The 17676-nt window shown below is 71.0% G+C and carries 20 protein-coding genes; 9 read left to right on the forward strand and 11 right to left on the reverse strand.

Features of this window, described 5'->3' with window-relative positions:
- Positions 1-10 precede the first annotated feature (10 nt).
- The 3 genes from fahA to OG782_RS22135 all read right to left on the reverse strand — a co-directional run bounded on the left by fahA (position 11) and on the right by OG782_RS22135 (position 4894).
- Positions 11-1240 carry a fumarylacetoacetase gene (gene fahA / locus OG782_RS22125; RefSeq protein ID WP_406453566.1) on the reverse strand — a complete coding sequence of 410 codons (1230 nt, stop codon included), beginning with the start codon at positions 1238-1240 and terminating at the stop codon, positions 11-13.
- 150 nt (positions 1241-1390) lie between these two features.
- Positions 1391-3385 carry a CocE/NonD family hydrolase gene (locus tag OG782_RS22130; RefSeq protein ID WP_406453568.1) on the reverse strand — a complete coding sequence of 665 codons (1995 nt, stop codon included), beginning with the start codon at positions 3383-3385 and terminating at the stop codon, positions 1391-1393.
- 9 nt (positions 3386-3394) lie between these two features.
- Complete coding sequence (locus OG782_RS22135) at positions 3395-4894, reverse strand: peptide MFS transporter (RefSeq protein WP_406453570.1); 1500 nt, start codon at positions 4892-4894, stop codon at positions 3395-3397.
- Positions 4895-5050: 156 nt separating this feature from the next.
- On the opposite strand from OG782_RS22135, the gene OG782_RS22140 reads away from it, so the two are divergent.
- The 5 genes from OG782_RS22140 (at position 5051) to OG782_RS22160 (ending at position 10325) form a co-directional block, all read left to right on the forward strand.
- Positions 5051-6061, forward strand: a complete 1011-nt coding sequence (locus tag OG782_RS22140) for a polyprenyl synthetase family protein (protein ID WP_406453572.1) — start codon at positions 5051-5053, stop codon at positions 6059-6061.
- Positions 6062-6278: 217 nt separating this feature from the next.
- Positions 6279-7541, forward strand: a complete 1263-nt coding sequence (locus tag OG782_RS22145) for a LolA family protein (RefSeq protein ID WP_406453574.1) — start codon at positions 6279-6281, stop codon at positions 7539-7541.
- 108 nt (positions 7542-7649) lie between these two features.
- Positions 7650-8645 carry an ABC transporter ATP-binding protein gene (locus OG782_RS22150; protein ID WP_406453576.1) on the forward strand — a complete coding sequence of 332 codons (996 nt, stop codon included), beginning with the start codon at positions 7650-7652 and terminating at the stop codon, positions 8643-8645.
- Positions 8632-9522, forward strand: coding sequence for an ABC transporter permease (locus tag OG782_RS22155; protein WP_406453578.1), 891 nt, complete (start codon positions 8632-8634; stop codon positions 9520-9522). The genes OG782_RS22150 and OG782_RS22155 overlap by 14 nt, the downstream gene beginning before the upstream one ends.
- Before the next feature lie 212 nt (positions 9523-9734).
- On the forward strand, positions 9735-10325 hold the full coding sequence (locus OG782_RS22160) for a TetR/AcrR family transcriptional regulator (protein WP_406453580.1): 591 nt from the start codon (positions 9735-9737) through the stop codon (positions 10323-10325).
- A 53-nt stretch (positions 10326-10378) separates the two neighbouring features.
- Here OG782_RS22160 and OG782_RS22165 read toward each other — a convergent pair whose 3' ends face one another.
- Genes OG782_RS22165 through OG782_RS22180 form a run of 4 tightly spaced genes read right to left on the reverse strand, consistent with a single transcriptional unit; the run spans position 10379 to position 12846 of the window.
- Positions 10379-11185, reverse strand: coding sequence for an HAD family hydrolase (locus tag OG782_RS22165; protein ID WP_406453582.1), 807 nt, complete (start codon positions 11183-11185; stop codon positions 10379-10381).
- Between the two features lie 9 nt (positions 11186-11194).
- Positions 11195-11800 carry a GNAT family N-acetyltransferase gene (locus tag OG782_RS22170; protein WP_406453584.1) on the reverse strand — a complete coding sequence of 202 codons (606 nt, stop codon included), beginning with the start codon at positions 11798-11800 and terminating at the stop codon, positions 11195-11197.
- Positions 11801-11803: 3 nt separating this feature from the next.
- Positions 11804-12013, reverse strand: a complete 210-nt coding sequence (locus tag OG782_RS22175) for a DUF397 domain-containing protein (RefSeq protein WP_406453586.1) — start codon at positions 12011-12013, stop codon at positions 11804-11806.
- Positions 12010-12846, reverse strand: coding sequence for a helix-turn-helix domain-containing protein (locus OG782_RS22180; RefSeq protein ID WP_406453588.1), 837 nt, complete (start codon positions 12844-12846; stop codon positions 12010-12012). Before OG782_RS22180 ends, OG782_RS22175 begins: the two co-directional genes overlap by 4 nt.
- A gap of 105 nt (positions 12847-12951) precedes the next feature.
- Here OG782_RS22180 and OG782_RS22185 point away from each other — a divergent pair, with 105 nt between their 5' ends.
- The 4 genes from OG782_RS22185 to OG782_RS22200 are packed head-to-tail and all read left to right on the forward strand — an operon-like array spanning position 12952 to position 14019.
- Positions 12952-13218 (forward strand): hypothetical protein, encoded by a 267-nt coding sequence (locus OG782_RS22185; RefSeq protein ID WP_406453590.1) that lies wholly within the window; start codon positions 12952-12954, stop codon positions 13216-13218.
- The gene (locus tag OG782_RS22190; protein WP_406453592.1) at positions 13215-13385 is read left to right on the forward strand and encodes a hypothetical protein; all 171 of its coding nucleotides are present in this window, start codon (positions 13215-13217) and stop codon (positions 13383-13385) included. The genes OG782_RS22185 and OG782_RS22190 overlap by 4 nt, the downstream gene beginning before the upstream one ends.
- Positions 13382-13666: a hypothetical protein gene (locus OG782_RS22195; RefSeq protein ID WP_406453594.1), complete on the forward strand. Its 285-nt coding sequence runs from the start codon at positions 13382-13384 to the stop codon at positions 13664-13666. The genes OG782_RS22190 and OG782_RS22195 overlap by 4 nt, the downstream gene beginning before the upstream one ends.
- Complete coding sequence (locus OG782_RS22200) at positions 13663-14019, forward strand: hypothetical protein (protein WP_406453595.1); 357 nt, start codon at positions 13663-13665, stop codon at positions 14017-14019. Before OG782_RS22195 ends, OG782_RS22200 begins: the two co-directional genes overlap by 4 nt.
- Before the next feature lie 16 nt (positions 14020-14035).
- Here the strand turns inward: OG782_RS22200 and OG782_RS22205 are convergent, their stop codons facing one another.
- The 4 genes from OG782_RS22205 to OG782_RS22220 form a co-directional block, all read right to left on the reverse strand.
- Complete coding sequence (locus tag OG782_RS22205) at positions 14036-14578, reverse strand: GNAT family N-acetyltransferase (RefSeq protein ID WP_406453597.1); 543 nt, start codon at positions 14576-14578, stop codon at positions 14036-14038.
- Between the two features lie 128 nt (positions 14579-14706).
- Complete coding sequence (locus OG782_RS22210; protein ID WP_406453599.1) at positions 14707-15165, reverse strand: VOC family protein; 459 nt, start codon at positions 15163-15165, stop codon at positions 14707-14709.
- The gene (locus OG782_RS22215) at positions 15146-15838 is read right to left on the reverse strand and encodes a class F sortase (protein WP_406453601.1); all 693 of its coding nucleotides are present in this window, start codon (positions 15836-15838) and stop codon (positions 15146-15148) included. The genes OG782_RS22210 and OG782_RS22215 overlap by 20 nt, the downstream gene beginning before the upstream one ends.
- Positions 15835-17661, reverse strand: coding sequence for a hypothetical protein (locus OG782_RS22220; RefSeq protein WP_406453603.1), 1827 nt, complete (start codon positions 17659-17661; stop codon positions 15835-15837). Before OG782_RS22220 ends, OG782_RS22215 begins: the two co-directional genes overlap by 4 nt.
- Positions 17662-17676: the final 15 nt, after the last annotated feature.

Consider the following 17676-nt stretch of genomic DNA (forward strand, 5'->3'; position numbering starts at 1 on the left):
CGCGGCAGGGTCAGGGCGCGGACACGATCCGGCCCATCACCTCGCCGAGACCGACCCGGGTGCCGTCGGGGCCCGGGGCCCAGGCCGTGATGGTCACCGTGTCGCCGTCCTCCAGGAACGTCCGCTTGCCGTCCGGGAGTTCCAGCGGGTCGCGGCCGTTCCAGGTGAGTTCGAGCAGGGAGCCCCGCTGCGCCGGCTCGGCGCCGCTGATGGTGCCGGAGCCGTACAGGTCACCGCTGCGCAGCGAGGCGCCGTTGACCGTCATCTGCGCCAGCTGCTGGGCGGCCGTCCAGTACATCGTGGTGAACGGCGGCTCGGAGACCACCTGGCCGTTGATCGCGACGGAGAGCCGCAGATCGAAACCGCCGGGCTCCTCGTCGTCCGCGTCGTCGAGGTAGGGCAGCAGCGGGAAGTCGCGGGCGGGCGGGGCGGTCCGGGCGGCGTCCAGGGCCTCCAGCGGTGTCACCCACGCCGATACGGACGTGGCGAAGGACTTGCCGAGGAACGGGCCCAGCGGGACGTACTCCCAGGCCTGGATGTCGCGCGCGGACCAGTCGTTGAGGAGCGACAGGCCGAAGACGTGCTCGCGGAAGTCGGCGAGCGCCACCGACCGGCCCTGCTCCGAGCCGACTCCGACGACGAATCCGACCTCTGCCTCGATGTCCAGTTTGACGGACGGGCCGAAGACGGGAGCCGGATCGGCGGGGGCCTTGCGCTGTCCCGACGGGCGCACCACGTCCGTGCCGGAGACCACGACCGTGCCCGCGCGGCCGTGGTAACCGATGGGCAGGTGCTTCCAGTTGGGGGTGAGCGCGTCGCCGTCCGGGCGGAAGATCCGGCCGACGTTGGTGGCGTGGTGCTCGCTGGCGTAGAAGTCCACGTAGTCGGCGACCCGGTAGGGCAGATGGAGCGTCACGGAGTCGACGGGGTGCAACAGCGGCTCGATGTCCGCGCGGTGGGCCGGCACCGTCACCCAGGCGGTCAGCGCCCGGCGCACATCGCTCCACGCGGTGCGTCCGGCCGCGAGCAGCGGCATCAGGTCGGGCTGGGCCAGCAACTGCGCGTAGGGGGAACCCAGCGCGAGCGCTGCCGCCCCGGCGTCCAGCACATGGCCGCCGATGCGCACGCCGACCCGCTGCTCGCCGGGCCGGTCGGCGGTGGAGAAGACACCGTAGGGAAGGTTGTGCGGACCGAAGGGATCGCCCTCGGCCAGTTCGAGCGGGCTGCTCTGCTCGGGCATCTGTTGCTGCCTCGCTTTCCAGGTCGCTGTGGGGGACACGTTACGTGGGGGACATCCCCCGGCGGCAGTGCCCCAACCATCCCCATTGCCCGGAAAGTTCCGCCGATGTCCCCGTGTACGGACGGGTACGCGGGGACATCGGCGGGTTGTTCAGCCCGCCGTGCGCGGGATCCGCTTCTCCCAGGTCCGGTGGAAGACGACCTCGCCGCCCTCCTTGCAGACGACCTCGTTGGAGGTGATGAAGTCGTCCGCGTCGGCGGAGATCTCCGAGCGGGTCTCGACCAGCACGTCCCAGCCCATCTCCGGCCGGTGCTGGCGGACCGTCCAGTTGGAACGGGTGCGCGCCGAGAGCGGGTCGCTCTCCTGGATCGTGTACGTCTCCACCGCGTCCTCGGTGAACTCCAGGCCGTCCGGGTAGACGCGGGTGCCGCCGTAGCGCGGGTCGACCTCCATCCGCCACTCGCCCTTGGCGACATCGCGGATCACCAGCCGCTCGGGGCGCTGCTCGTCGAGCGTGACGGGGAAGACGACGCCGAGCGGCTCCGACTGCTCGGGCTCCTCGAAGCGGATCGAGGGGTCCTCGGTGTGCCGGCGCACGGGGAGTTCGACGAAGCTGCCGTCGGCGTCCAGGGTGAAGCCCGCCGAGCCGGCCTGCGGCCAGATCCAGGGCCAGTACGAGGAGGAGACCGCGAGCCTGATCCGGTGACCGGGCGGGAAGGTGTGCCCGATGCCGTTCAGTTCGAACGTCACGTCCTCGGTCGCGCCGACGGGCCAGTCCTCGGTGCGGTCGCGTCCGTCGCGGGCGGCGAGGTTGAGGGCGCCGCGGGTGACGAGGGTGGACGAGCCGTCGGGGGCGACGTCGCAGAGCCGGGCGATCGCCTGGCCGCGCGGCACGTCCATCCGGATCCGCAGCTTCACCCGGGGGCGGCCCAGGATCTCGATCGGGGCGGCCTCCACGGGGAACTCGAAGCACACCGACTTGGCGTCCTCGTCCCGCTGGTCGGGCGGCAGGTCGGCGTCGTTGCCGAACGGGAAGAACCGCCCGGCGTCCAGCCCGGTCTGCTGCGGCGAGTCGACGATCTGCGGCCCGCCCTGGAGGGCGTACGCCACCGGCGCGACGTTCTCCGACGGCCAGCTGGTGTCCCCGACCCAGCGGCCGGGCAGCGTCTCGTACACCGTCGCCGGCCGGTGCGACTCGCTGATCCAGGAGCGCAGCAGGGGCTCCGACATGACGCCGGTGTCCTTGCCCTTCAGATGCTGGTCCCACCAGCGCAGCGTCTCCTGGAGGAAGCCGATGCCGGGACCGGGCGGCAGCCCGCGGTCGGGGTACTGGTGCGACCAGGGCCCGATCAGTCCGCGGACCTTCGCCGGATCCAGGTGCTCGACGAGCCGCAGGACGGTGTCGCGGTACGGGTCGTGCCAGCCGCCGACCGCGAGGACGTTCGCCTTGATGGCGGAGTAGTCCTCGCAGACGCTGCCGTGCTTCCAGTAGTCGTCGCGGCTCTGGTGCGCCAGCCAGGTGTGGATGAGGGGGTCGACGGCCTCGAGCCGGTTCAGCCACATCTGCCGCCAGTCGTCGCCGACGTCCGCCGGATCCGGCGCCCGGCAGACGAAGGCCAGCATGGTCGCCGACCAGGCGTGCATGTCCACGGCGAGGACGGATCCGCCCATGTAGTGGACGTCGTTGTCGTAGCGGTCGTCGGCCGAGCAGACGGTGACGATCGCCTTCAGCGGCTCGGGAGCGAGCGCGGCGATCTGGAGCGAGTTGAAGCCGCCCCAGGAGATGCCGAACATGCCGACGCGGCCCGAGCACCACTCCTGCTGGGCGAGCCAGTGGATGACGGCGACCCCGTCGGCGAGCTCCGTCGCGTCGTACTCGTCGCCCGGCATCCCCTCGCTGTTGCCGTGGCCGCGCACGTCGACCCGGACCGAGGCGTAGCCGTGGCCCGCGTACCAGGGGTGGCGCTGCCAGTCGCGCGGCGCGGTCCAGTCGCTCAGCCGGTAGGGCAGGTACTCCAGCAGCGCGGGGACGGGTTCGTCGGTGACCGGCCGCCAGATCCGGGCGTACAGCTGGGTGCCGTCCGGGAGCGGGATGTAGAGGTCCTCGCGGGTCGTCTCGTACGGGAATGAGGTCTGGATGTGCATGGGGGTACCTCAGTGGACGGGGTGCATGGTGCGCTTGAGCCAGGGTGCGGCGGCGACGACGGCCAGACCGGCCACCACCGCGATAGCGCCATTGACACCGAAGTAGGCGGGGTTGGAGACCTCGCCGTACAGCTTCACGATCTGTGCCTGGATGCCGTTGGCGAGGGCCAGTGAGAGGAACCAGAGCGCCATCGTCTGGCTGGCGAACGCCTTGGGGGCGAGCTTCGTGGTCGCGGACATGCCGGAGGTCTCCAGCAGGATGTCGCCGAGCCCGAGCAGCAGGTACGAGCCGACGATCCACCAGGCGGCCATCTTGTAGGTGTCGTCCGCGTGCCCGGAGGTGGGCAGGACCATCAGCAGGAACGAGAGCCCGCCGAGGATCACCCCGATCGCGATCTTGTTGGACGCGTGCGGCTGGCGGGGCCCCATCTTCGCCCATACGGCCGCGACCACCGGGGCGAGTGCCACCTCGAAGGCGCCGAGCGCGGAGGCGTACCAGCTGGCCGGGAAGTGGAAGCCGAAGATCTCGGTGCGGGCGTTGGTCGACGCGAGCAGCATCATCGTCGAGTACGCCTGGAAGAGGATGAAGTTGAAGACGACGGAGGCCAGGAACAGCACCACGTACGGGCGCAGCCTGCCGCGCTCCTCCGAGGTGACCCGGGGGCTCCTGAACATCACCACGAAGTACACGACCGGCGCGATCACCGAGACGATCGTGAGCAGGTCGACGAAGCGGTCCATGGTCAGCCAGCCGGCCAGGGCCAGTGCGGTGGCGAGGGCGGCGACCACGAGGACGCCGACGACGATGAGCCGGACCGCCCGGCGCATGGGCCCGGGGGCCAGCGGGAATTCGGCGGCGTTCTTACGCCCGGCCAGGTGACGGCGGCCCAGTACGTACTGGATCAGGCCGAGCGTCATACCGAAGGCGGCGGCCGAGAAGCCCCAGTGCCAGCTCGCGTGGTCACCGAGCCAGCCGGTGATCAGCGGGCCGAGGAACGCGCCGATGTTGATGGCCATGTAGTAGAGGGCGAAGCCGGCGTCGCGGCGCTCGTCCTCGGTGCGGTAGAGCTTGCCGACCATGGTGGCGACATTGGGCTTGAGCAGGCCCGTTCCGGCGCTGATCAGTCCCAGGCCGACCCAGGTCATGGCGTTGGTGGGCACCGCCATGGCGTAGTGCCCGATGGCGATGAGGATGCCGCCGTACAGGACGGCGCGGTAGGAGCCGAGGATCCGGTCGGCCAGCCAGCCGCCGGCCACGGAGACCAGGTAGACGAGCGTGCCGTAGGCGGCGGAGACGGACGCGGCGGTACCCGCCTCCATCCCCATGCCGCCGTTGGCGACGGTGTCGGCGAAGTAGAGGACCAGGATGGCCTGCATGCCGAGGAACGAGAACCGCTCCCAGACCTCCAGGCCGGACAGGGTCATCAGACCCCGCGGGTGGCCGAAGAAGGCGTGGTCGTCGCCCGGAGGGGGCTGGACCGGATCGGTGTCGGTGGCGGTGTGGGACAAAGGGACAACTCCTGATCGTATGAGCTGATCCCGAACATACCGGCGGCGGCGGGAAGGCGCCCACGGTGATCCAAAGGGGACCGGATACGCTGACTTGAGTGATGACAGCGACACATCGACATTCCGTGTGATCGTCAGCAGACAGGAGATCCCCTCGTGACCGTCGTCGGGCCGTTCGGACTGAGCGTGCGGGACCAGGCTCTTGAGGCCGGTGTCCAGGCCGGTTTGGCTGCTGTCGAATCGGGGCTGCTCGATGCCACCAAGAGTGAGGTGCCCTTCATCACGGAGGCCGCGCAGCACCTGGTGCGCGCGGGCGGCAAGCGGTTCCGGCCCCTGCTGGCGATGCTGTCCGCCCAGTTCGGTGACGCCGACGCCCCGGGCGTGGTGCCCGCCGCCGTGGTCGTCGAGCTGACGCACCTCGCGACGCTGTACCACGACGACGTGATGGACGAGGCGGACGTGCGGCGCGGGGTCGACAGCGCCAATTCCCGCTGGGGCAACTCGGTGGCCGTGCTGACCGGCGACTTCCTGTTCGCGCGCGCCTCGCACATACTGGCCGACCTCGGGCCCGAGGCGGTCCGCATCCAGGCGGAGGCGTTCGAGCGCCTGGTCACCGGCCAGATCCTGGAGACCGCGGGCCCGCGCGACGGGCGTGACCCGGTCGAGCACTACCTCGACGTGATGCGCGGCAAGACCGGTTCGCTGATCGCCGTGGCCTGCCGCTTCGGAGCGATGATGGCCGGCGCCGACGAGTCGGCGACCGACATCCTCACCCAGTACGGCGAACGGCTCGGCGTCGCCTTCCAGCTCGCCGACGACGTCCTCGACATCGCGTCCGACTCCCACGAGTCCGGCAAGACCCCCGGCACGGATCTGCTCGAAGGCATCCCGACCCTGCCCGTCCTCCACCTGAGGGCGCAGGCCGCGGCCGACGGCAAGCCGGACGACGTGGAGCTCGTCGAACTGCTCGACGGCGACCTGAGCGACCCGGACCGGCTCGCCGAGGCGCTGCGCCGGCTGCGCGCCCACCCCGCGCTCGACCAGGCACGACGCGACACGATCCGGTACGCGCAGGAGGCGCGGGCCACGCTGGCGCCGCTGCCCTCCTGCTACGCCAAGGCCGCCCTGGAAGAGATGTGCGACGCCGTGGTGCACCGCGCGGGCTGAGAGGCTGCCGCCACAACCCCTACGGGACGGCGGAGCAACGGCCTCGCGGTGTCATCCCGGAGAGGTACGCGGAGTTGCTCCCGCGGGCTGACGCCCTGAGCCACCCGATTTGGTCAGATGGAGAACAACCACTCCTGACCAAAACGGGTGAGAATGGCGGCACGGAGTGGACGAGTGCAACCGGACGGAAGCCGCCGACCACGGAGGTAGGGCACACATGGCACCGAACGACAGCGCAGAGACCAACGGCACGGCCACGCACGGGAGCGCAGGCACCGCCGCGGGCCGCCGGAAGGCGGTGCGCTACATCGTCCCGGTCGCGGTGGCGGGAGTGGCGGCCGCGACGATCGGGCTGGTCCCGGCGCTCGCCAGCTCGGGCGACCCCGATCTGCCGAAGATCACCGCGCAGGAACTCATCGAGAAGATCGCCGCATCGGACACGCAGCAGCTGTCCGGCACGGTGAAGATCAGCACAGACCTGGGCATCCCGTCGATGGGCGGCCTGGCCGGCTCCCTCGTCCCGGACGGCGCGGGCGACCACGGCGAGGCGAGCGCCGACCCGCAGACGAAGCTCACCGAGCTGGCGTCCGGCACGCACACCCTGCGGGTGGCCGCCGACGGCCCCGACAGGCAGCGGGTCTCGATCCTGGACCAGGCGTCCGAGTACAGCCTGATCCACAACGGGGACCAGGTCTGGGCGTACGACAGCAAGTCCAACGCGGTCTACCACGCCACGGAGAAGGCGGGCGGGGCCGGGAAGACGACGCAGAAGGGTGAGCACGCGGTCCCCGACGGCGTACCCACCACCCCCAAGGCACTGGCCGAGCAGGCACTGAAGGCCGCCGACGGCACGACGTCCGTCACGGTCGACGGCACCGCGCAGGTCGCCGGACGCGACGCGTACCGCCTGGTCATCAAGCCCGAACAGAGCGGCTCCACGATCGGTTCGATCACCGTCGCGGTGGACGCGGAGAACGGCGTACCGCTCAAGTTCACCCTCCAGCCGAGCAGCGGCGGCAAGGCGGCGGTCGACGCCGGGTTCACCTCGGTCGACTTCAAGAAGCCCGACGCCTCCTCGTTCGCCTTCACCCCGCCCAAGGGCGCGAAGGTGACCGAGGCGGACGAGGCCGAGGGCCACGGGAAGGCCGAGGCCGAGGGCCACGGGAAGGCCGAGGCCGAGAAGGCACAGGGAGACCTGAGCGCCTTCGAGGGCATGAACGTGATCGGCAAGGGCTGGAACACCATCGCCGAGATCAAGACCCCCGGCGGCGCGGTCCTCCCGTCGAAGGAGTCGGGCGACGTACCGGCCGAGGCGCAGCAGTTCCTGGACGCGCTCGGCGACAAGGTCACCGGGAAGTTCGGCTCGGGCACGGTCTTCAAGACCCGCCTGGTCAACGCCCTGATGACGGATGACGGCCGGGTGTACGTCGGCGCGGTCACCAAGGACGCGCTGGTGAACGCGGCGAACAACGCCGGCTGACACTCCCGCGTACGCCAGGTCGTGCACCGTCCGCCCGCCCCGCCGTAGCCTCCGTACGGCGGGGCGGGTGCGATCCGCGGCCGCTTTCCGAACCCATGGGGAGTACGCATGACCGAGTCCGGGACCCGACCCGCGACCGTGAGCGGGCCGCGGGCGGTGAGCGAGGCCGCACCCGTGATCGAGACCCGGGGTCTCACCAAGCGCTACCGGGGCGGCCAGCTCGCCGTCGACGGGCTCGACCTCACCGTTCCGGGCGGCAGCGTCTTCGGCTTCCTCGGGCCCAACGGCTCGGGGAAGACCACCACCATCCGGATGCTGATGGGCCTGATCGATCCGACGTCCGGCACCGCGAGTGTGCTGGGCCGCCCCATGCCGGGCGCCGCCCGCGGCGTGCTCCCGCAGGTCGGGGCGCTGATCGAGGGGCCGGCGCTGTACGGATTCCTGAGCGGCCGGGACAACCTCGTGCGCTACGACTGCGCCGACCCCACCGCCGATCCGCGCACCCGGCGCAGCCGCGTCGAGCACGCCCTGGAGCGGGTCGGTCTCGCCGCCGCGGCCGGCAAGAAGGCCCGGGCGTACTCGCTGGGCATGAAGCAGCGCCTCGGCCTCGCCGCCGCCCTGCTCAGGCCCCGGCGGCTGCTCGTCCTGGACGAGCCGACCAACGGGCTGGACCCGCAGGGCATGCGGGAGATCCGCGCCCTGGTCCGGGAACTGGCGGCCGACGGCACCACGGTCTTCCTCTCCTCCCACCTCCTCGACGAGATCGAACAGGTCTGCACCCACGCGGCGGTGATGGCCCGGGGCCGGCTGATCACCCAGGGCCCGGTCGCCGATCTCGCCGCAGGCACCCGCGCCCGTCTCGCCGTCACCACCCCGGACCCGGCCGACGCCGCCCGCATCCTGAAGGAACACGGGATCACCGGCATCACCCCGGACGGCGACCGGGTGCGGGCCGACGCCCCGGCCGGTTCCGTCGAGCTCGCCGACCTGAACGCCGCCCTGGTCCACGGCGGCGTCCGGGTCCGCGCCTTCGGCGTCGAACGGGCCTCGCTGGAGGACGCCTTCGTCGCACTCACCGGAGAGGGATTCGATGTCGCAGGCTGAACTCGCACCCGCCGGGGCCGGTCCGGCCCGGCGCAACCCGCTGTGGACGTTCGGCATCCTGCGCTCCGAACTGACCACCACGCTGCGCCGATGGCGCACGATCGCCCTGCTCGGCGTGCTGGCCGCCGTCCCCGTACTGATCGGGATCGCGGTGCGCATCGAGACGGCCGACGGCTCGCCCTCCGGTCCCGGCGGGGGCGGGGGAGGGCCCGCGTTCCTCTCCCAGGTGACCAACAACGGCCTCTTCCTGGTCTTCGCCTCCCTCGCCGCGACCCTCCCGGTCTTCCTCCCGATGGCGGTGGGCGTCATCGCGGGCGACGCGGTCGCCGGCGAGGCCAACGCGGGAACGCTGCGCTATCTGCTGGTCGCACCGGCCGGCCGGACCCGGCTGCTGCTCGCCAAGTACGCCTCCACCCTGGTCTTCTGCCTGATCGCGACCCTCGTCGTGGCGGCCTCCGCCCTGGCCGTGGGCGCGTTGCTCTTCCCCGTCGGCGATGTCACGACGATCTCCGGGACCCGGATCGGCTTCGGTGACGGGCTGCTCAGGGCGCTGTTCGTCGCGGTGGCGGTCGCGGCGTCACTGATCGGCTTCGCGGCGCTCGGGCTCTTCGTCTCGACGCTCACCAACAGCGGGATCGCGGCCATGGCGGCGACGGTCGGGGTGCTGATCACGGTGCAGATCGTGGACACCATCCCGCAGCTGGGCGCGGTCCATCCCTATCTCTTCCCGCACTACTGGCTGTCCTTCGCGGACCTGCTGCGCGAGCCCGTCTACTGGGACGGGCTGCTGAAGAATCTGGGGCTGCAGGCGCTGTACGCGGCGGTGTTCGGGTCTGCGGCCTGGGCGCGGTTCACGGCGAAGGACATCACCGCCTGAGGCCGGCCGCCTGAGAGGAGCGTCTCCGGCACCCGTACCGTCGGCCGGGCGAGCCGTCCCCCGATCGGCTCGTCGCGGCACGAACGGCACGAACGGTGCGAAAGGTAAGGAACGAGCCGACACGGTACGTTCCGTTTCCCGCCTGAGCATTGTTCGACTTCTGGCGACGCACTGTCAACAAGGATTGGCTCAAACAGGCCTATGCTCACCGAATGATCACATCGCCGAGTTCGATGCGCCGCAGCGAGAGCTCACGCAGGGCGACGCTGGAGGCCGCACTCGAACTGTGCACGGAGAAGGGGTACGGCCGCGTCACGGTCGAGGCCATCGCGGCGCGTGCGGGTGTCAGCAAGAAGACGATCTACCGCTGGTGGCCGTCAAAGAGTGCGGTGCTGCTGGAGGCCTTCACGGAGGCGCTGGTGCTGGCCACGCCGTTCACCGACAGCGGCGACGTGGCCAGGGATCTGCGGACCCATGTGACGGGCGCGGTCAACGTCCTCTCCGTGCCACCCTTCGGCCCCGCGTACGCGGGCATCCTCTCCGAGCTCCACCACGACGACGAACTGGCCGAAACTGTACGGACCCAGCTGATCGAGCCCCGCTTCGAAGCGGCGGTCGCCCGGCTGCGCAGCGCCCAGGAGCAGGGGCAGATCCCGCCGGGCGCCGATCTGCGGCTGGCCGTGGAGATGCTCTACGGGCCGGTCTACTACCGCCATGTACTGCGCAAGCCGATGCAGGACGAGGAGACGGTGGCGGCCCTGGTCGACCACGTACTGCGGTCACTGGGCGCCGTGGACCGCTGACGGCCGCCCGGACGGGGCAACCCGGACGGGGCCGCCGGGATCAGCCGCCCGGATCAGCCGAACACCCGCTCAAGGACCACCGCGACGCCGTCGTCCTCATGGGGCAGGGTCACCTCGTCCGCCGCCGCCAGGAGGTCGGGATGGGCATTGGCCATCGCGACGCCGTATCCGCACCTGCGGAACATGGGCAGGTCGTTCGGCATGTCACCGAACGCGATCCCGGCGGCCGGGTCCACCCCCAGATGCTCACAGGCAAGGGCGACCCCGGTCCCCTTGTCGACCCCGTACGGCTGGAGTTCGACCGTATGGGGCCCGGACAGCGCCACGGTGGCCAGGTCGCCGACAGCGGCGCCGGCCGCGGCCGCCAGGGCGTCGTCGTCGAGTTCGGGGTGGCGGATGAGGACCTTGATGACCGGTGCGGCCCACAACTCGTCCCGGTACCGCGTCCGGTGCGCGGGCATCGCGGGGTTCGGCAGCAGGTAGCCCGGCTCGATCAGGGTCCGGCCATCGGCCCCGGCCTGGTCCACCGCCGCGAAGACCCGGCCCACCTGGGCCTCTATCTTCCCGAGCGCGGCATCGGCCAGCTCCCGGTCCAGGGTGACGGCATGGACCATGCGGCCCGCCCCGGCGTCATAGAGCTGCGCCCCCTGCCCACAGACCGCCAGCCCCCGGTAGTCCAGCCTCGCGAACAACTCCCGCGCACCCGCCACCGCCCGCCCGGTGGCCACCAGATGCCGGGCCCCGGCCGCCGCGGCCAGGGCGAGCGCGGCGCGGGAACGGGGGCTCACGGTGTCGTCGCGGCGCAGCAGTGTGCCGTCCAGGTCCGTGGCGACGAGGGCATATGCGGGTGGGAAAGGCATGGATCAAGCCTAGGGGCTGCCCGCCGGACAACGACTGGACGGTCCCTGGAGGAGAGCCTTCACCGCGGAGGGCCCGGCGAACTCCGCCGCGAGAGCATCCATGACCAGCTCGTCACACACCTCCCCGAGCCAGTACCCGGCTTCCCGTAGCCGGCCTGCCTCCAGGAACCCCGCCTTCTCGTACGCCCTGACAGCAGGGACGTTGGGCGCCAGGACCTTCAGCCAGATCGCGCGCAGGTTGGCCACGTGGAATCCGTAGTCGAGCGTGAGCCGGGTGGCCTCGGTGCCGAGGCCCCGGCCACGGGCATGCCGGCCGAGCATGATGACGAACTCGGCGGTACGCACGGCCTCGTCGGGCAGCAGCGTGCTGACACCGACCGGCACGGGTACGTCGCCTGCCAGGTCGTAGACCGTGAACCGGAGGTTCGATCCCCGGAGTTGGTGGGTCATGCCCTCCGAACGGGCCTCCAGGGACTCCGGGACCTGCCGTCCGTAGCCGACCATCAGGGTGGGGTCCTGTTCCCACCGCCAGTACGTCTCGACCAGGTCGGCGCGGTACGGGCCGAGGGCGCAGGTCTCGGTGCCGATCCAGAGGATCGGGTCGGACTCCGGCATGGGTCAGACGGCGTCGAACGCGCCGCGCTTGACGCTCGCCACGAAGGAGGCGAACGCGTCGGCGTGGAGGTCCAGGACGGGGCCGGCCGGGTTCTTGGAGTCACGGACGGGGACCATGCCGCGCGGGGTGACGAGGTTGGTGGCTACCTCGACGCAGTCGCCGCCGTTGTTGCTGTACGAGGACGTGTACCAGCGGGGGGATTCGGTCGTCACGGGGTGCCCTTTCGCAACTGGCTGATCATGGCCATGGAGGCTGCCTGGGACAGCGCTTCGGCCTGTAGTTGATGGTAGGCCGTCAACATGGGCAGCACCGACGTACTTTCCCGGTCCACGTGCCCCTGGGCCTGGGATTCCGCGTAGCAGACGACGGACCGATCCGGCAGCGTCAGGAGATTGACGGGCAGATCGAACGTGCGACGCTCGCCTATCTCGTACGGAGCCACCTGAAGCAGTGTGTTCGGCAGCTCGGCGAATTCGATCAGGCGCGCCAGCTGGCCGTCCATGACCGCAGCGCCGCCAATGGGTCTGCGGATGCAGCTTTCGTCCATGGTCACAAAGATCATGGGCGGCCGGGGCCGAACCAGCGCTGCCTGTCGTTCCGCCAGGAACGAGACGCGTTCATCGGCCTGTTCAGGCGTGATGGCGCCCCGCCGAACAGCGCTGTTGGCCAACACCCGTGCGTAATCCGGCGTTTGCAACAGGCCGGGGATGATCCCGATGTTGTACAGCCGGATCTCCACCGCCCGTCCCTCGTACCCGACGTACTGCGGGAAGCCCTCCAGCAGCGAGCCGTGCCGGATCTCGCGCCACTGGCGTTCGAACGTGTCAGCGGTGTCGCCGGTCCCGAAGGCCTGGTCGGCACTGCGCGAGAAGCGAAGGGTTGGCATCTTGCGACCGGTTTCCACGGCCGAGATGTGTGTACTGGAGTAGCCCGTCTGTTCGGCGAGATCCTCCTGCTTCCATCCGCGAGCCTCCCGCAAGCTGCGTACACGTGCTCCGAATGCTGCCTGTGGGCTGCTGTCGGGCTCCAACTCCTTGCGGTTCAAGGGTTATCGACAACCTTTCGTTCTTGGTCGACACGTTGAATGGTTCCTGACTCTAGGCCACGCTCAATCCACTTGGTAGTGAAATGACTACGGAGAGGGACGGTCATGGCCGAAGAGAACGGTCCACCGAACGCGCAGGAACTTCCGCAGCCCCCGGCCCCCGGCGCGCTGGTGATGGATACCAGCCGTCGTGACGGCGACCGGGTGGGGGAGTTCCGAGGAGTCGCCGGCCCGTACTGGATGCTCCGCCCGGCGAAGGGTGGTCCCGAGTGGGAGGTGCTCCCCGAGCACGTCCGCCCGGCCACGCCGGCCGAGTGCCTCGGCGCCAGGACCGCGCGGGAGAACGCCAGGAGCCGGGGCGAGGTGGCATGACCGTTCAGGACGACCCCCGCCCCGTCGAGTGCCGTGAGTGCCGTGAGTGTCAGGCGATCGACCTGGTCGAAGCCGTCGCCAGAGGCGAGGGGGACGCGAGCCGGGAGACCGACTGCCGGGTCCTGCGCAGGCGCCACCGGGCCGCGGCGCACGGGACGCAGCCGTGAGGCTCGTACCGGTGCGGCTCGCCCTCGTCGCGGGGGCGATGGAGATCCGGTTACGTACCCGCTTCCCCCGTATCATGTGCGCGCTCACCCGCCAACCGGCCCCGCATGAAGGTCTGTTCGCGGAACTTCGGCGCATCGAAGCGGACCCCGAGTTCCGGGCGGTGTTCCGCGCCGGGCTCGACGCCGCGATCGTCGAGCGGGACGTCGTACGCGAGGTCGAGGCGGCGGCCGATCTGCTGCGGAGCCTGGTCCGTCCGGACAGCGGTGGGCGTGGGGCATGACCGGGTCCGGGTACATCGCCGAGGTGTACGCGGGTGACGCGGCCGTGACCGTCCACCTCGGCAGGTTCGTCGCCCCGACCCGCCGGCTCGCGCTGCGCTGGCTGCGCGGGCAGGCGCACCGCTTCGCGCGGGCGCTGGACCCCGATCCGTGCGACGGCTGGGTGTCACCCCGCGCACTGCGACTCGTCACGCACGCCGAGTGGGACGCATCCTCGAAGCTGCGCCACTGGGCCGACGGCGAGCGGCGCCAGGACCAGGCGGCGCGGCGGCTCGCCGCCGGTCGCGCGTACCTGTTCCTCACCCGTGACGAGACGTGCTCCTACGCACTCTCGGCCCGGCCCGCGTACTTCTGATCCGAGTTCCCGGTGTTCAGTTCCCCGGCCCCGGCTTCCAGTCCTCGACGAGGAGGCCGAGCAGGACCTCGTCCAGGAACTCGCCCATCACCCAGGCCGATGAGCGCAGTACTCCCTCGCGGACGAAGCCGTTGCGCTCGGCGGAGCGCAGCATCGGGGTGTTGTCCGACAGCGTCTCTATCTGCAGCCGGTGCAGGCTGCGCACGACGAAGCCGTAGGTGCACATCGTCGCGACCACGTCGGTCCCGTAGCCCTTGCCGCGTGCGGACGGCAGCAGCCCCAGCCCGATGTGCGCGGACCGGTTGTGCGTGTCGATGCCCCACAGGTTCGCGGAGCCGATCAGCGTGCCGCCGTCCAGTTCCACCACGGAGAACGGGACGTTTCCCTGCTCCTTGTTGGTCACCGCGAGCCGAGGGTCGCTCGAATCCGCCGCGACCGGCCGCCAGGGCTCGCCTTCGGCCCGCGAGGCGTTGACCACGTCGTTGTAGAGCTCGGCGGTCAGGACCGGGATGTCGCCCTCGTGCCGGGCCCTGAGCCCGATCTTGCTGCCTTTTAGCATGCGAACTTCCTATCCGACCGGTCCGGCCGGCGGCAACGAGGTTTACGAAGACAAGATCAACGGGTGGGCTCCGCACGCCAGTTGGCGGGCGGAGCCCAATGAAGCAGCTGCTGCCGATACCGATGCCGCTACTGCACGCAGAATTCGTTGCCCTCCGGGTCGCTGAGCACCGTCCATGTCCCGCCCGGCTCCGCGACCTTGCGGAGCACCTTCGCGCCCAGGACCTCCAGCCGGGACACTTCCGCCTCGCGTCGCTCCGGTCCGGCGTGCAGGTCCAGGTGGAGGCGGTTCTTCACCGTCTTGGGCTCCGGTACGCGCTGGAAGAGCAGCCGCCGCCCGAGCCCGGTACCGCTCTCCTGCTCGTACGGATCGTCCGGGTGCCGCACCGCGGCCAGGTCGAGCCAGGCCCGGCGTCCGTGCGCGGTCGTCGTGATCGCCTCCGGTACGGCTCCGAGGCCCAGGAGGCGTTCGACCAGGGGGCTGTTGTCCTCGATCTCGTAGCCGAGGGCCGCGGACCAGAATCCGGCCTGGGCGTGCGGGTCTGCGGCGTCGACGACGACTTTCCACTCAAGAGTCATGGGAGCCATTCTTGTCCGGGACGCCGGGTTCCGGGGGCTTGACCGACATCAGCCGGGCGAAGGCCACCACGTTGGACTGGTAGCCGCCCGCGGCGGGGTCGTACACGCCGCCGCAGGTGAGCAGGCGGAGCTGGGCGTCCTTGGTCGGGCCGTAGACGCGGGTGCTGGGGAAGTCGTCCTTCTCGAACTCCTCGATCGCGTAGATGCGGAACGTGGCGACCGTCCGGTCCGCCCGGCGTACGTCCACCGTCGCGCCGGGGCGCAGCGTGTCGAGTCCGGCGAACGCGGCCGGGCCGGTGGGGGTGTCGACGTGGGCGACCACCACGGCGTTGCCGGGGGAGCCCGGCGTCACCCCGTCCCGGTACCAGCCCGCCAGATTGCGCTCCGCCGGGTCGGGTACGCCGAGCTTGCGCCGGCTGTCCAGGGTCAGGTCCACCAGGGGGGCGCTGACCCCGAGGCCGGGGATGTCGACGCGGACGGGGCGGGAGGAGGGCAGGGGCGCCGCGGGTGTCGGTGCGGGCACCGGACCGGACCGGGCGGCCGTGCCGGTCCCGGGCTCCGTCAGGGGCGAGGCCGGGAACAGGGCGAGGGCCGCCGCGGCGGCCGGGATCAGCCCGGCCGCCGCGATCAGGCGCGGGAGGGACCGCCGTGACGGCCGCTCCCGCGGAGTACGGGTGCTCAACCGCGCCGGCGCCGCACCGTGCGGAGCCCGCCGAGAGCGGCACCCGCCACTGCCAGCAGGCCGGCCGCCCCGGCCGCGCCGACTGCCAGGCCCGTACCGGTCATGCCGGAGGAGGCGCTGCCCCCGGTCAGTGCGGTGGAGCCGTCGCCCGCGTCGACCGGTCCGTTCGGGATGGGACCGCTGCCGGAGCCGCCGCTGCCGCCGCCCCAGTTGCCGTTGTTGTTGCCGTCACCGGGCGGGGTGGGCGTGGGGGTGGGCTTGGGGTGGTGGGTGTGCGTGGGGGCCGGCTTCGGGGGGTGGGTCGGCTTGGGGTGGTGGGTGTATGTCGGGGTCGGAGTGGGAGTCGGCTTCGGGTGGTGGGTGTAAGTGGGGGTCGGCTTGGGGTGGTGGGTGTAAGTGGGGGTCGGCTTGGGGTGGTGGGTCCATGTGGGGGTGGGCTTGGGGTGGTGGGTGTACGTCGGAGTTGGAGTCGGAGTGGGCTTGGGGTGGTGGGTCCATGTGGGGGTGGGCTTCGGGTGGTGGGTGTACGTCGGAGTTGGAGTCGGAGTGGGCTTGGGGTGGTGGGTCCATGTGGGGGTGGGCTTCGGGTGGTGGGTGTACGTCGGAGTCGGCTTCGGGTGGTGGGTGTACGTGGGCTGCGGGTGGGGTTTGCCGGCGGCCGTGATCCAGGTGTGGTCCGTCGCGCTCACTCCGGTGCGCTGCGGGCCGTCGACTCCGGCGATGGTGACGGTCAGTTCGGCCGTCACCTTGAGCCGGCCCGTGGGTGCCTCTTCGCCGGCGGCGAGGGTGAACGCGGCGCCCGCCTCTCCGCCGGGCTCCAGCGTGCCGCCCGCCCGGAGGTCGGTCCGCAGTTCGCCGGTGAGCGTTCCGTCCGGCTGCTCGGTCAGGGGTACCTCGGAGTCCGCGGACATGACGGTCAGCTGGTCGGCCCGGAGACCGTTCGGTCCGTCGAACGTCAGGTGCGTGCCGATGCCGGGGTACTCCGGTCCGTCCGCCGGGTCGGTGTAGGAGGCGTCGGCCGGACGGGGGTCGTCCCCCGCCTGGATCGTCTCGGGGACGGTGAGCGCGGCGGACGCGCGGCCGGTGACCGCGAAGTCCCAGATGGTGCCCTTGGCGGTGATGTTGTCGACGTACGTGTTGAGCGTGGCGTCGGCATCGCCGAGGCGGCCGATGTTGGCGATCACGCCGTACGCCCCCTCGCACTTCTCGATGAAGTGCGACAGCGGGGCGCTCCCGCCCGCCGGGATGCCGGCCACGGCGTTCGAGGTCCGCATCACGGAGTCGGCGGTGAAGACGTACCTCTGCCAGGTGTCCGGTTTCAGCGCGTCGCCCTGCTCGTCCGTGTTGCTGCCCGGCTCGAAGGACAGGGTGGTGAATCCGCCGCAGGACGCGGGGAGTTGGAGGTTCGCGCCGATGTTCGTGGCGCTGGAGCCCTCGGTGGAGGTGTACGCCCAGTACGAGATGCCCGCGTCCAGGATCGGCTGCATGGGCTCGGGGGTCCAGGTCGCGTTGAAGTAGTGGGCGGCCTGGGCCTGTTCGCCGGCGCCGATGGCCAGGTGCAGGCTGCCGTTCAGCTGGACCGGGTCGGGCTTCGGGGAGACCTCCTGGATGCCGGGGTCCCGGTCGGGGGCGGTCTCCTGGAGCCGGAGCCAGGGACCCGTCGGGCCGAGGCCCGACGGGTTGACGGTCTGCACGCTGTCGTCCGCGCCGGCGGTGGAAGCGATTCCACAGGCGAGGACGGACAGGGCGGACAGGGCGGCGGTGGCGGTCGCGGTGCGCAGGAGCGTGCGTGACGGTCCGGAGGTGCGCGGAGGTCGGGTCATAAGTATGAGGAAATG

It is taken from the genome of Streptomyces sp. NBC_00876, assembly GCF_045207435.1.
Classification (GTDB): domain Bacteria; phylum Actinomycetota; class Actinomycetes; order Streptomycetales; family Streptomycetaceae; genus Streptomyces.